At 43.9% G+C, this 13,266-nt stretch carries 15 protein-coding genes and 1 riboswitch; of the genes, 12 read left to right on the forward strand and 3 right to left on the reverse strand.

Features of this window, described 5'->3' with window-relative positions:
- Positions 1-83 precede the first annotated feature (83 nt).
- The 3 genes from tatA to rsxG are packed head-to-tail and all read left to right on the forward strand — an operon-like array spanning position 84 to position 1,277.
- The gene (tatA, locus tag AC5O63_RS06940; RefSeq protein ID WP_494504408.1) at positions 84-272 is read left to right on the forward strand and encodes a twin-arginine translocase TatA/TatE family subunit; all 189 of its coding nucleotides are present in this window, start codon (positions 84-86) and stop codon (positions 270-272) included.
- A gap of 48 nt (positions 273-320) precedes the next feature.
- Positions 321-560 carry a DUF333 domain-containing protein gene (locus AC5O63_RS06945; protein WP_494504409.1) on the forward strand — a complete coding sequence of 80 codons (240 nt, stop codon included), beginning with the start codon at positions 321-323 and terminating at the stop codon, positions 558-560.
- Positions 561-569: 9 nt separating this feature from the next.
- Positions 570-1,277: an electron transport complex subunit RsxG gene (gene rsxG / locus AC5O63_RS06950; RefSeq protein ID WP_494504410.1), complete on the forward strand. Its 708-nt coding sequence runs from the start codon at positions 570-572 to the stop codon at positions 1,275-1,277.
- A gap of 11 nt (positions 1,278-1,288) precedes the next feature.
- Here rsxG and AC5O63_RS06955 read toward each other — a convergent pair whose 3' ends face one another.
- Positions 1,289-2,188: a LysR family transcriptional regulator gene (locus AC5O63_RS06955; RefSeq protein ID WP_494504411.1), complete on the reverse strand. Its 900-nt coding sequence runs from the start codon at positions 2,186-2,188 to the stop codon at positions 1,289-1,291.
- A 184-nt stretch (positions 2,189-2,372) separates the two neighbouring features.
- On the reverse strand, positions 2,373-3,536 hold the full coding sequence (locus tag AC5O63_RS06960) for a threonine/serine exporter family protein (RefSeq protein ID WP_004749661.1): 1,164 nt from the start codon (positions 3,534-3,536) through the stop codon (positions 2,373-2,375).
- Positions 3,537-4,006: 470 nt separating this feature from the next.
- Here AC5O63_RS06960 and AC5O63_RS06965 point away from each other — a divergent pair, with 470 nt between their 5' ends.
- The 5 genes from AC5O63_RS06965 to AC5O63_RS06985 all read left to right on the forward strand — a co-directional run bounded on the left by AC5O63_RS06965 (position 4,007) and on the right by AC5O63_RS06985 (position 9,586).
- Positions 4,007-4,372, forward strand: coding sequence for an NADH:ubiquinone oxidoreductase (locus tag AC5O63_RS06965; protein WP_494504412.1), 366 nt, complete (start codon positions 4,007-4,009; stop codon positions 4,370-4,372).
- A 251-nt stretch (positions 4,373-4,623) separates the two neighbouring features.
- Positions 4,624-6,375 (forward strand): hypothetical protein, encoded by a 1,752-nt coding sequence (locus AC5O63_RS06970; protein ID WP_494504413.1) that lies wholly within the window; start codon positions 4,624-4,626, stop codon positions 6,373-6,375.
- Between the two features lie 3 nt (positions 6,376-6,378).
- Positions 6,379-7,092, forward strand: a complete 714-nt coding sequence (locus AC5O63_RS06975) for an OmpA/MotB family protein (RefSeq protein WP_494504414.1) — start codon at positions 6,379-6,381, stop codon at positions 7,090-7,092.
- The gene (locus tag AC5O63_RS06980; protein ID WP_494504415.1) at positions 7,092-8,195 is read left to right on the forward strand and encodes an HNH endonuclease; all 1,104 of its coding nucleotides are present in this window, start codon (positions 7,092-7,094) and stop codon (positions 8,193-8,195) included. Before AC5O63_RS06975 ends, AC5O63_RS06980 begins: the two co-directional genes overlap by 1 nt.
- A 224-nt stretch (positions 8,196-8,419) precedes the next feature.
- Positions 8,420-9,586 (forward strand): serine hydrolase, encoded by a 1,167-nt coding sequence (locus tag AC5O63_RS06985; RefSeq protein WP_486787757.1) that lies wholly within the window; start codon positions 8,420-8,422, stop codon positions 9,584-9,586.
- A gap of 58 nt (positions 9,587-9,644) precedes the next feature.
- Here the strand turns inward: AC5O63_RS06985 and gbpA are convergent, their stop codons facing one another.
- The gene (gene gbpA / locus AC5O63_RS06990) at positions 9,645-11,102 is read right to left on the reverse strand and encodes an N-acetylglucosamine-binding protein GbpA (RefSeq protein ID WP_494504416.1); all 1,458 of its coding nucleotides are present in this window, start codon (positions 11,100-11,102) and stop codon (positions 9,645-9,647) included.
- A gap of 71 nt (positions 11,103-11,173) precedes the next feature.
- A riboswitch (cyclic di-GMP riboswitch) is annotated at positions 11,174-11,261 on the reverse strand.
- A 372-nt stretch (positions 11,262-11,633) separates the two neighbouring features.
- Here gbpA and AC5O63_RS06995 point away from each other — a divergent pair.
- The 4 genes from AC5O63_RS06995 (at position 11,634) to AC5O63_RS07010 (ending at position 13,265) form a co-directional block, all read left to right on the forward strand.
- Positions 11,634-11,987: a helix-turn-helix domain-containing protein gene (locus tag AC5O63_RS06995; protein WP_069668320.1), complete on the forward strand. Its 354-nt coding sequence runs from the start codon at positions 11,634-11,636 to the stop codon at positions 11,985-11,987.
- Positions 11,988-12,081: 94 nt separating this feature from the next.
- On the forward strand, positions 12,082-12,753 hold the full coding sequence (locus AC5O63_RS07000; RefSeq protein ID WP_494504417.1) for a DUF3313 domain-containing protein: 672 nt from the start codon (positions 12,082-12,084) through the stop codon (positions 12,751-12,753).
- Between the two features lie 12 nt (positions 12,754-12,765).
- Complete coding sequence (locus AC5O63_RS07005; RefSeq protein ID WP_004748751.1) at positions 12,766-12,981, forward strand: DUF3820 family protein; 216 nt, start codon at positions 12,766-12,768, stop codon at positions 12,979-12,981.
- 41 nt (positions 12,982-13,022) lie between these two features.
- On the forward strand, positions 13,023-13,265 hold the full coding sequence (locus AC5O63_RS07010; RefSeq protein WP_494504418.1) for a hypothetical protein: 243 nt from the start codon (positions 13,023-13,025) through the stop codon (positions 13,263-13,265).
- Position 13,266 lies beyond the last annotated feature (1 nt).

The following is a 13,266-nucleotide window of genomic DNA, read 5'->3' on the forward strand; positions in this document are numbered from 1 at the left end:
CCTAGTAACCCCTCGCAACTACGCGAGGGGTTTATATGTATTGAGTTAACAAAAGACAATTATAGATTATCTGAGAGGTTCCTATGGGTGGAGTGAGTGTTTGGCAGTTGGTGATCATTGCAGTGATTGTTGTATTGCTGTTCGGTACTAAAAAGTTAAGTGGCATTGGAGCGGATCTTGGCGCTGCCATCAAAGGGATTAAAAAAGCAATCAACAAAGACGAGTCAATCGGCAAAGACGCAGATTTTAAGCCAAACAAAAATGAACAATAAGTCAGCAATGGCTCACGGTACACACCGATTATTTAAAAAGGACTAACAATGAGAGTCGTTATTCTCAGCGCATTCGCCTGCGTTTTTTATACTCCTGTGTTTGCTTCGACACATACGACTATGCCTAAGGGAGCGAATCCGGCAGAACAATTTTGTATCAACAAAGGTGGAGTAATAAAAATCACTGAACAGACCAAATTATGCGTTTTTCCTAATGGCGCAGAAATTGAGCCAGAGGCATTACTACGTGGCGAGACACCTAATAAATTGGCCGAAAAGCATGACTAAAATCTCAACATGAGCGCGATTAGAATTGCAACAAAAAACAGCTTAGTGTTGGCAGTTTTTGCTATCCTATCGACGGCATTAGTAGTGCTTACCCATACTCTTACCCAAGACAAAATAGCTTCCCATAAACAACAAAATTTATTGAGTCAGCTTAATCAAGTCTTTCCTCAAGCACTGCACGATAACGATCTTTCACTGTCATGTACCTTACTCCCAGGCTCCAAATATCTGGGAACAAGCGAATCTATGCCAGTCTACATTGCCAAGTTTAAAGGCCAGCAATCAGGCTTGATACTGGAGACGATAGCCCCAGATGGTTATAACGGCCCAATTCGTCTGCTCGTTGGTTTCAATAACTATGGACGAATTACCGGAGTGAGAATAGTCGAGCACAATGAAACCCCAGGTCTTGGGGAAAAGATCAATAGACGAGTGACGGATTGGGTAGATGGATTCATGGGTAAGCGCCTAGATCTAAGGAATAATGGTAACACAGTCGATGGAGCAACAGGTGCGACCTATCGAGGAGCTGCGAATGTCGAGTTGGCATCATTAACGATGAAACAGTGGAAAGTACATAAAGATGGCGGCCAGTTTGATGCATTAACAGGGGCGACGATCACATCTAGATCGGTGGTTAAGGCCACAAAGAACTCATCATTACTGTTTCACCAGATAGTGCGAACTATCGCTCGCAAACCTGTCAACTGTAGTTGACAGTGGCAGGGTTAGGTCACCGACTTTGCTCCTTCACTGAGTTTATCAATCAACATCTGAAGTGGCTCTGAAAGGGGCTTTGAACTGAGCCAAATTGCATCTGCTGACCAACGCAAGTTGTACTCAAGTTCAACATCCAGTACCACCAGTGCACCACTTTCAATGAGGTGCTGGCATTGAATCAAAGGTTGGTAGCCCCAGCCGACACCATTTACAATCAACTCAAGTGCAGAAGGGAAGCTGTTTACACTGTAGACATGATGGCTTCCTTTTTCGACTTGGTCGTGCCCCATGTCATGAAAAGACTTTAAGACGATTTGGCGCATTCTGCGGCGGGTTTGTTGGCTGACTTTGCTACCTAGGTTGATACCAAACTTCTTTGCGTATTCAGGGCTAGTTACCGATACCAGTTCAAATGAAAGTAGTTTTACGATCCCGATATCTAAGGCGTAGTGCTCCGTTGAGAGAACAATCGCAAGATCGACTTCACCGTTGTAAAGTTTTTGGGTGCACTCTTTAGTGTCTCCCTCTAACAAGACGATATCTAGGGTTGGGTAGGCCCCTGCCACTTGCGCTATAGCTTTGGAAATCCCCATACCTAAGACAGAGCTCGCGACGGCGAGCGTCAGAGTTGATGGAAGTTCTTGAAGAGCACTTAGTGCACGAGCATTGAATTGTTCAACTTCAAACGTGACGGCTTTAGCGTATTGGTATAGTTCAGCTGCTCGTTGATTTGGTACCAGTGAGCTTGTGTGTCTCTCGAACAATTCATAGCCAAGTTCTATTTCTAAGTTACTGACCCTTCTGCTTAGCGTAGAGGCGTGCTTTTTCTCTTTATGTGCGGCCAAAGCAAAACTGCCAGTGTCATACACGGCAATAAAGGCCGACAATTGCTCAATATTCACTTCCATCGCTTAAGTCCAGGTAAATACACTCTGTTTTAATAGGTGTATTTTACCATGTGTAGTCTCCAGCGTTAAAGAGTAATCCGCTTAGCATTCTACAGAACCCTATGATTGATAAGAGCTAACGGTCGAGTCAGCTCTTATTATTCAAGCAAGAGGACAAATTGTTCAAACTTAGGCGTGAGCAAACTTACCTTTCTATCTTAGGTGAATAAATAGAGTAAGCGGTGATTTGGCCTGCGACGATGGCTGAGAACATAAATAGTGCGGAAAGGCCAATACTCGGTATAGGCAGCACTGACTGCTCAAACACCGATTGACTCGCGCTGACTAGCACTCGGCTTCCTGGAACTAGAATGATGATCCCTTGCACGATGTATATCGAACCCGTGAGATCCATTTTTTTGGCCACCCAAGTGCCATACAAAGTAATCAGAACTGTCGTAACCCAAGTGCCAACGACCCAACCACTCTCAAAGCCTAAATAAAACGGCCCCCACATTCCTAGGGCTGCAACAGGCAAACCAAGCAAAATGTCTGTAGGGCGTGCATTGAAGATGATGCCAAGCGAGATTGAGATTAGGAACAAACCGGAAATATGCAGCCAAGTCGGTACTTCATTAGTGTAATCAATGGATGCTGCTTGCCCCCAAACAGCTTCACCAATATTGAGCCCCATAACAATACCGACAAACAGCTTGATAAGCGTCAGCGCACTTTGCCCCAACAGACTTGTGCCTGAAACCAGATCATTAAACGCGAGACACTCTAGCGAGTTTGCAATGGAAAGTCCGGGAACGAAGAGAACAATGGCAGCAATACACAGAGCCCAAACGGGGACGGCAGCACCTGTGCTTGCGAACCAAGCAACTAGCATCCCAGTGATAAGCGCAGCAATAAACTCAACGGCTATTGATCTGCGAGCTTTGCAAATCTGTTGAGCGCCCCAAACTAGAAAACCTAACAAGACAGAGAACAAAACCGCATCTAGCGTACTGCCAACGAGCATTAGGTATGCAGGCGGGATGCCCATATTAGCCAGCGCGATGACCCACTTAGGGTAACCCACTGGTTCGGGTACAGGTTCACTGCTTGGCTGGTTGATTCTGATGATGGTATTGGCAAGTAAACTGAGGTTAATGGATGCAGGCTGGTGGCGTTTCATCACTACCGCATTATTGTCATCAGGAAACTGATAATTAACCGTCGTCGGGGTTGCTTGGATCATAACATCCACCCCATGTTTACGAGCATAAAACTGAGTGTATTTCTCAAGTTTGTATGGCGCGCAGCCACTGCGGTGAAGGGTATCGCCGATCTCGACTATCTTCTTAATTCGGTACTGGGAAGGCATGGTATGTGATACGTATAAATCTGTGACGCAAAGGTACCAAAGCCCTTCTAATGAGACGAGACACAATGCAGTGAACAGTGGTTAAGCTCACACAAAAAAGTTATCCCTGGTGCTTGTGTCTTGTCGATTTTCGAAAACTAAGTTTTTGGACTCATAAGTTTGTCAATTTGACTGCACATTTAGTGTTCTCATTCACATATATCGAAAGAATTTAAACTGTAACAATTGTTATTTGCCTGTAACATTTAAAAGCTAGCCTTTTATGCTATTGCCCTAAGTGTAAGTATACAAAGAATCCTTATTAAATATGCATTTAACAAGTCATTTACAATTGAGTTGTCTATGAAATCTGTGTAATAAATAGACAAAAATACTGCTTGAATTTAAAACTAGATGGGCGAAAATATACGCAAAATGAGTTTGCAGAAATGAAAGGAAGCTTTTTCTAGTTTTTAAGAGCGAGGCAAAATATGAAACTATTCATTATCTTCATGGTGTCGATTTCCGCGGGTGTCGCGTCAGCAGATCACCTTCATTCATTCTTGCTTGGTCTTTACGTTTCTACTCTTGCGGTAGGTAGCTGCTACTGGTTTGCATTCCGCAGTAGTCGTTTCCCGCAACTAGCACTTCTGCTATTGCTTTGTGGTCTATTCTCTAAAATCGCAGTGACGGTTGCGGGCGTATCTTGGGGAATCTCGCAAGACCTCATTAGTTCACCACTAGTCTTCTCACTCTCGTACCTGTTCTTCTCAATCGTCGCAAGCTATGTTTGGTTTGTTTACCGCGAGAAGTTAATGGCAAGAAAGAAAGCACGCGAAGAGCTAAAAGCCGCTTAATAGAAAGCTAAGCTAAAAGATTTCAAAACCAGCGTTTCGGCGCTGGTTTTTTGTATCTGAGTTCTACGAAATAAACTGACGTAAGAAAAGTAGATGCTTGTCAGTGACCGAACCAATCAACAGTGGCTCGCTAGTAGTTAATCAACAAAATAAGACCAATTTTCATACAAAAAATTGTGATACTCCTCCATGTAATGGTATTATGTAATATAATTTGATGTTAAATCTATTTGTTTTGTGGAGCCTACCTCTTGACCAACCTTCTCGCTTCAATTGTCGCATCATGGAGTGCTAACTCCATATCGAATACGTTTATCGTTACTATCCTTTTCGTCGTTGTTGTTTCTGCAATCCTAGCAGCGAAAGGGTTATGCAGGACCTTTACTTTGAATACCCCTAATACTCTGACTTCGTTAGGTATTTTAGGTACATTTGCAGGTATTGTTGTTGGTTTGATGGATTTTAATCCTCTTGATATAGACGGTAGTATTGGGACGCTACTATCCGGATTAAAAACCGCATTTCTAACCAGTTTGGTTGGTATGTTCTGCTCTATCGTATACAAATCATTCTCTCCTATGTTTGAAAACTACGATGAAGAAGTAGTTGGAGAGGTGGGCCCTGAGCAAATCTTGGCTGTAATGAACCATCAATTGGATGCTTCGCAGGAGTTACTTCGAGCAATTAAGGGTAGTGAAGATGCCTCCTTGACTTCTCAAATTCGAAATATGCGTACCGATATCGCTGATGGAAACCGTACGATTGCTACTCATTTCGAGAAACAGCAACAGCAGAGTGAACAGTTTCAGATAACGCTGTGGCAAAAAATGGAAGAGTTCGGCCAGATGCTTTCTAAATCTGCAACCGAACAAGTGATTAATGCGCTCAAGGATGTGATTAAAGACTTCAACAACAATCTTACCGAACAGTTTGGTCAGAACTTTAAGCGCTTGGATGAATCCGTTAGAAAGTTAGTGGACTGGCAGGAAAACTACCGTATTCAACTCGAAGATATGGCAGAGAAGTATCGCCTTGGTGTAGAAGCAATTGCTTACACGAAAAATTCTATTTCAGAGATCGCTGAGAAGGCTGAAAGTATTCCCCAGTGCATGGAAAGTCTGCGAGAAGTTATAGCTCATAATCAGGCTCAAGTTATCGAGTTGGAACAACGCTTAGAAGCATTTAAAGAACTTCGCGATCAGGCGGTTAATGCTATGCCAGAAATTAAAGCTCAACTTGATAAAGTTATGGGTGATATCAGTTCATCAGTGAGTGGTGCTTCTGAACATTACACTCAAATGCTTGCAGAATCTCAAGAGGTTATCTCTGGCTTTACGGAAAATGCTGAAAACAGTATTAAAACCATGAAGTCAAACCTTGAACAAGGTGCCACACAGCTTTCATCTGAGCTTATCAAAAGTGCCAATGATATGGGTGGCAAACTGACAGAAGCTTCTCAAACGTTTGAGAGTAACGCCGGTCTAGCGTCTTCTAACATGAAGCAGATGAACAATGAACTAACAACCGCGGCAGAGCAAATTCAGAGGGAGCTCAAGGATGGAATGAGTGATCTTAACAATGTTATGCGTGCCACAGTCACGGGCATAAAAGAAGACTCGGCAGAAACCTCAAAAGTGTTGAAAGAAGCGAATCAGGAGCTTGTCAAAGATACACGTAATGTGCAGATAGAAACGAAAGAGGCGTTTGACCAAATGCGTCGCAACCTAGAGCAAAACTTAAGTGAAGTGTTCAGACTTCAGACAGAACAGACTAAAGCTTCATTGGAAGGTTTGAACGGACAAATAGACAATGCGCTAAAAGCAACTGGTGACGCGGTTAATCAAAAAGTTGACTTCCTAGATACGGAGATGCAAAAGGAAATTGTTCGTACGGTCCAGCAAATGGGCAAGGCTCTTACTGAGGTCACGAGGCAGTTTACCAAAGATTATAAGGCGCTGACTCAAGAGATGGGCAACGTAGTACGTTCTGCACGGGTGATGTAATCAATGAAAAAGATCTTCGGTAAGTCATCAACTGCCTCTGGGCAGCAAAGCGGTGAGCATTGGATGTCAGTCTCCGATCTGATGGCTGGGTTAATGATGGTATTCATGTTTATTTCAATTTCCCTAATGCGGGATGCCATGTTGGAGCGCGATAAGATCAAAGAGGTTGCAGTAACTTATCAGGAAAAACAACAGGCTCTCTATCAGGCTTTGGTAGAGGAGTTCGACGAAGATCTCAGTGCGTGGGGGGCGGAAATTGATAATGAAACTCTGAGTTTTAACTTTACTGCACCAGAGGTTTTGTTCGCTAATGGTGAAGCTAGACTGACGGAAAAGTTTAAGTACATTTTAGACGATTTCTTTCCCCGCTATTTGGGCGTGCTAAATGGTTTCAAAGACAGTATCGAGTCTGTTCGCCTCGAAGGTCATACCTCAAGTATGTGGAACTTAAACTCTACAGACAGTGAAGCCTACTTTAACAATATGGCGCTGTCGCAAAACCGAACGCGAAGAGTGTTGCACTATGTGATGGCACAGAATACGACTCGTACAAATTATTATGACTGGGTTAAGGCTCATGTAGCAGCGGTTGGGTATTCGTCTTCTAAACTCGTATACAAAGAAAATGGCACAGAAGATCAGCAGCGTTCTCGACGAGTCTCATTTCGGGTTGTAACTAACGCAGAAACCCAGATTCGAACTATTCTGGAGCGCTAATGAAGATCAATGTAGATTTTTCGGCACTGTTTAGTGCGGTGATGAAGATGGGGGTAACAGACTTTCGCGAGTTTGAACCTACAACACTTTCTGATGAGCGTGAGCAAATTGATATTAAGCTCGGTGACGGAATTGAAGTTTCATCGGATGAAATTGATTTTGATAATGGCTTCCTCAGCTACGAAGGACGTCAGATCCTCCTTTATATCAAGGATCACGGTGGCCGTATTGGTAAAGCGCTATTGAATCCAGAAAAAAGTGGTAATAGGTACCACGTTGCAGACTGTCGTACGCTTAAATCCATGCGAAAGGAAGGGCGTTTTGAGCGCTATGTCGTGACCAATCGTACTGACGGACGTTTTCCTATTGCCGGAAAAGATTACCAGTCACAAGCGCTTATGGAAGGAGAGGCTGGGCTGAAAGTCTGTAAATGCTGTCTCAAGGAACTGAACTATAAAGGCTATGCCAGTGGGCTAAATCGAACGGAGATTTTTGCCTCGTTTAGCATGGCTGAGTTTTTTAAAACTTATAGTTCATTTTTTACTAATACCCCGTCAAGGCATGCTGTCTCTGCACTATCTGATTACACTCGGGATTGGGCTAGCGTATCGACTAACTACCGTTCATCTAAAAACTACACCTGTGAGCAATGTAATGTTGATCTAAACAGTGCACCATCGTTGCTTCATACACATCATATCAATGGTGTCAAAGATGACAATAGAGAACAGAACCTGAAAGCACTGTGTTTTGACTGCCATTCGAAGCAAATCTACCACGACCACCTTTGCCCAAAACACAATGAACGCAAACAAGTCAACGATCTTCGGCGAGCGCAGGGTATGCTGAGTGGTGTTCGAAATTGGGAGCAGGTACTTGAACTGGCAGACCCTGGTGTTTCCGGTGCGATACACCTTTGCCAAAAGCTGAGATGGCCGCTACCGGAAATACATTATCAATGTGAAGGCGGTACAGCACTAGAGCTTGCATGGCCAGGTAATAAATTTGCTATCGTGATTGATATGAACGATTGTGAACTCGTCAAAAACTTGGGGTGGAAAGCTTATACAGTGACTGAATTTTTAAATGCCAATAGAAGCTAGTTTATGTTGTAACTTATAATCGTTCGTATTGTTAAAGTGCGCGAATATTACGAGAGATAAAGAGTTATATTTGGTTACTAGTGCCTGAAACTCGCCTAACTAGCTAGATATTTGCACTTTTTCCTACTGAATAGTAACGATTGATGTCAAAGCTACTGATTCTATTGCGAGGTTGTCTATACTGAGGTCGTTACTCAATCATTTAAAGTGAGACGTCGCATATCATGACCACGCGTTTTCTAAAATTCACCGCGCTTCTTTCGACATTTTCTCTTTCATTTGGTGCATTTGCCGCACCTACCATTATTCCTGATCCTCCAACATTAGGTGCCAAGGGGTATATCTTGATTGATTACCACACTGGTGCTGTGTTGGTGGAAAAAAATGCGGACAAGAAGCTAAATCCTGCGAGCTTAACCAAGCTGATGACGGCTTACGTAGCCGGTCAAGAAGTGAAAAGCGGTAATATTTCTCTCGACGATCAAGTTCGTATTAGCCGTAAGGCTTGGGCGAAGAACTTCCCTGATTCTTCAAAAATGTTTATCGAAGTAGGGACAGATGTTCCACTTATCGATTTGTACCGTGGTTTGATTGTTCAATCCGGTAATGATGCCAGTGTGGCTATTGCTGAACATGTAGCGGGCAGTGAAGGCGCATTTGTTAGCCTAATGAATAGCTGGTCGCAAAAGCTTGGTCTTGATAACACCGGATACACCAATCCACATGGCTTAGATAGCGACGGCTTGTATTCAACACCGCATGATATCGCTCTGCTTAGCCAAGCCATCATTCGTGATTTGCCTGACATCTATTCGCTGTACAGTGAGACTTCCTACACTTACAACGGCATTACCCAGTACAACCGCAATGGCCTGCTTAGAGACAGAAGCCTAAACGTTGATGGCATGAAAACCGGTTATACAAGTGGAGCGGGCTACAGCTTGGCGACGTCGGCAACCAGTGGTGACATGCGTTTAATTTCGGTGGTGATGGGCTCCAGCAGTACTAAAAGCCGTGAGTCAGAAAGCAAACAATTACTGAGCTACGGTTTCAGGTTCTTTGATACTGTGTCTCCATCCAAAGTGACAGATACGTTAGCTGAAGCAAAAGTGTGGATGGGTAGTGAAGACCTCGTCCCTGTTGGCGTCGATAAACAAGTATTGATTACCCTACCAAAAGGCGATGCGAACAAGCTTAAAGCCGAGATTGAATACAATGGCGAGTTGGTGGCGCCAATCAGTCAGGGAGATGCTGTCGGGCAGGTGATCTACAGTATTGATGGTGAAGAGGTCGCAAGCGCAACATTGGTTGCTCAGCAAGATGTTGAAGAGGGCGGTCTGTTCAAGAAGTTGTTTGATTGGTTTAAACGCCTAATCTCAGGTTGGTTTTAACTATACCTAAAATAAACAAGAGGATGCACTGGGCATCCTCTTTTTGTATATAAACGACTTACAGCTTGTTCCAAGCTGATTGCCAGTGAGAACCAACTCCTGGTTCGTACTGCGTCGCCGATGGTGACCACTGTACACAGTAACCTGAGTATGGGAACTCTTTACACTGATAAACCGCACCATCACTGGCTAATACTTTAGTTCCCGCTGTGTAGCTTTCTAAGCCTTGTGGGAAGACAAAGTCGTAGTCACCAGGTGGTGGCGTTTGATCTTCTACTAGGTGGAAATCTAGCGTGTTTTGGTCAATCACCTTACCTTGGTCATCTTTAGTGACAACCACTAACATATGATGCCCTGGCTCAGACTTAGATAGAGTCATCGTCGTGTTTTCAACATCACCGTCTTTCAGCGCCTTCGAGTAAGAAGCTAATGGTTCGCGATGGTGGTTGTAGACAGTTAGCTCTGCCGTTAAGTCGCCTGTTGCGGTTAATGTCAGGTCAAGCTCTGTCGGTGAGTCGCCAATTACGTATTCTGACTGTAGCCCTACAACATCAAGGTCGTAATCCGGCTCTGGTGTTTCAAATTTATAGCCGATTTCAACGCTGTTTAGTCCTGACCCTGCCTTTAGGTAGACTGGGTTGGTTCCATAAACAGGGGTAAATTCGCCTTGGTCATTAAGCTGACCGGCACGAATTTGGCTTTGCTCTTGGTTAATCTTACTCGCAAGAGCATAAGACCAGTTGTTTGCTTTACCTTGTTCGCTGTTTTGAATCACGAGTTCTGTGCTGTAAGACGAGTTCTCGCCGCTGCTGTCAAACACTCGGGTATAAACCGTATCGCCAACACTGAGATCGAGCGTAGGGTTGATTTGACCGCCTTGACTCCAATCAGGAATCACTGGACCATCACCATCGAATTTCACGTCGATAACATTGTAGAATGAAGCTGCCGTATCGCCTACATCCCAAACAGCAAGGATCACTTGATAACCTTCTCGCTCAGGAACGTTACAAAGGTGGCTAACACGTTTTGGTGGCTGAACCATTCCCCCATCGACAACACAGAAAGGCGTGAGGTCAAATGAACTGCGCGCGAGGGGCTGATTAGGGTTCCAATCTGCTTTGGTGATGTAGTATTTCCAGTCTTTAGTTACGTGATTGGCAGTGAAAGTCCACTCAAAGTACTGAGAGCCCGATTTAATAGGTCGTTTAACCCATCGGTCAGCAGTTTGCTCATCCAGCGCCGCTGCTAGTGAAGTTTGAGCGCTGGCAATTTTACCGTCTTGTGGGCCTGTTTCAGGGAAACCATCTGGCCCTTCTACACTCTGCGGTTCATATTGAATAGCGCCACAGTTGGTGTTCTTTTCGTTTGTGTCACTGGTTGGGAACTTACAAAGTGCCGCACGGCCTTCAGCAACACCATTTTCGTACGCTGATACGTACCCATGGCCGAAGCTAGCACCGCTCACACTAAGTAGAGCTAACGCAATGAGTGATTTGTTTGGGAGTTTGTTCATCATTTGTCCTTATCTATGGATAACAAAAAAGATGACACTCCGGCACGCGAAACATCTAGCGAGACTCGCTAAATGGCAACCCCGCTATCATAGACATAACATGTCGACAGACCGGTGGCTTTGCGTCCTAACCTTTCGGATAGTTTGCCTGAAGTGCAGCCTATACTTGCCGCAATATATTGTTAGATTACAAAGTAATGAGTTTTGTATAAGCAGGCGAAATGTAGCTAACGCCCATCAGAAAAGCTAAGCCCAAAACTTAAATGTGGAATGATAATCTCGATCTGAATTTCTTGTCGCAAATTAACTTGCTAATTACATATTGACTAATTTATTAACCTATTGAAATTAAATAACTAAGCGGTGTTATTGATGTGTCTTGTGAATGATTTGGGTGTGGTTTATTTTGTCTCGTCCTGTCTGTAGCTGACGTTTATCAGACAAAGCTTTGACTTTCACTTACCAAGCTCTGACAACCTCAAGTACCAAAACAACGACAATCCACCCCAAAATGTTATACAAGGAATCACGATGGAATTTACCGACAAAGATAGAGAGGCGCTCTACCAGATCTGGATGTCGAAAAAATCGAAAATGCGACTCACTCAGATGGAATTTGCCAAAAAGCTTGGCATGAATCAGCTCAGCTTTTCTCGCGTTTTAAGAGGTGAAACACCACTTACTATGTCTTTCGTAAGCCATTTTTGTCGACTTCTTCATTTAGAGCCTAAAAATGTGGTTCCAAGCCTGAAAGAAACCAATGAACATGGTCCAAAGGTGGTGTACCTGCAAAGTCGCATGAGTGTCGATGGTGAAATTCAAAATGCTTACATTGAAGGCAATCAAGTGATCGTTGAGTACGCGCACACGGTACATCCTTCTTGATCCCAATATAACCAATTTGAATAGAATACAATTGGACATCTAAATATCATATGGTATAGCATTCTGATTTCAAATATAAACTAGGGTGCTTTACATGAAATCTTTCAAGGTCTTGCTTTTAATCGTGGTGAGCGTTTTCGTGGTTGGATGTGCTGGTGGACCTGTTCAACGCGCCACTAAATTTACCAGTTATGAAGACTTTCGAGCAGGGCCTGAAGGCGGTGTCGATTTAGTATGGGCCCGCATTGGTCTAAGAGACGCAAAACGATTAAGCGAAAAGCTGGATGAGTATGATTCGGTAGTGATTGACCAAGTGTTTGTCGTTACGGAAGAAAGCACCCTAGATAAAGAAGAAGTTCAAGAGCTGACGGATTACATGGTCGCTCGTCTGACTGAGAAAATCTCTCTCCATAAACAAGTTGTCTCAGAGCCGACAGGGAATACTCTGCGTTTGAGTATCGCATTGAGTAATGTTGAAACTCCGAATCCAGTACTGGCGGTTACGAGCAGCGTACTGCCGTTTGGTTTAGCCATCTCAACCATCTCCAAAGTCACCACTGGCGAGCATACCAATGTGGGTAGTGCGAGTGTTGAGTTGCTTGTTAGTGATGCGCAGGACGGTGCACCACTGTTTGCCGCCATTGACAGAGAGGCAGGAAACAAAGACTTTTCTACAATGATTGACTCGCTTGATGATGCGAAAGACGCGATTAACTATTGGGTAGAGCGATTAGGTGTTACTCTACAAGGCTGGGAACAGCCATAGAAAACCTGAGCAATGCTTGAAAAAGAAAATCTAATTAAACTTGCACGAATGCAAATGCCGTTTGGTAAGTACGCGGGTCGCGTGCTTATCGACTTACCAGAAGAGTACTTACTTTGGTTTGATAAAAAGGGCTTTCCGAATGGGGAGCTCGGCGATCTCCTCAAGTTATGCTTAGCGCTAAAGATCGAAGGATTAGATAGCGTGGTTAAGCCCTTAAAGCGCATGTAACCTTCCACAATCGCTCCCTATATTTAATTTAAAGACGTACTATGAATTTTGATATCGATGCACTGAGACATCACCAATTGGTCGAAGACGGTCAACTAGAACGGTGTTACATTCATCAACCTGCGCAAGGTAGTCAGCAAGACGACAGAGCCGTTTTGGTAGAACGCCAAGCGTTAGAAAAGATGGGATATAAGGTAGTACAGGTTCAGGCTAAAGGCAGAACAACAACGTTTGCCGAGGCGATGCAAAAGTTTGTGAAAAAGAGTGGTCATCGGGCTAGCTAAT

The sequence above is a fragment of the Vibrio sp. SCP2 genome, assembly GCF_059295395.1.